At 76.5% G+C, this 439-nt stretch carries 1 pseudogene; it reads right to left on the bottom strand.

From position 1 onward, the window contains the following. Positions 1–79: 79 nt before the first annotated feature. Positions 80–439, bottom strand: a pseudogene (locus tag OWC48_RS46685) (nonribosomal peptide synthetase MxaA); the annotation flags it as partial.

The raw sequence follows: 439 nt of genomic DNA, 5'->3' as shown, positions 1-439 counted from the left end.
GAGCGGCAGCAGCCACAGCACCCAGGGCAGGGTGAAGCCGTAGGGACCACCGGGGAGGCCTGAGAGCGCACCCATCGGATCAGGCCGTCCGCTCGGCGGCGGCGAGGCGGCGGAGCGTCGCCTCGGCCTCGGCGAAGGGCCAAGACTCCCGCGCCGCGGCGGTCTGACGGCCGAAGAAGGCCCGGCGGGAGGCGGAAAAGAAGCGGGCGAGCGCCTCTCCCTGCGCCCGGAAGGCCGGGTGGCGGTCGAGGAAGCCCGGCAGGTCGTCGGCGAGCACCCGGCGCCCGTCCGTGCCGTCGAGGCCGCGATGGAGGGCGAGCAGCGTCTGCCGGTAGCCCTCGTCGTCGCCGCGACCGCGGACCGCTTTCAGCCCCCGGAGCGCCGCCGAGAAGGGCCGAGCGGGGCGCTTCGCGAAGAGCCACCAGGCCCGGTCGCGGGC

The sequence above is a fragment of the Bradyrhizobium sp. Arg816 genome, assembly GCF_029989365.1.
In the GTDB taxonomy this organism is placed as follows: Bacteria; Pseudomonadota; Alphaproteobacteria; order Rhizobiales; family Xanthobacteraceae; genus Bradyrhizobium.
This window is presented reverse-complemented; position numbering and strand designations above follow the sequence as displayed.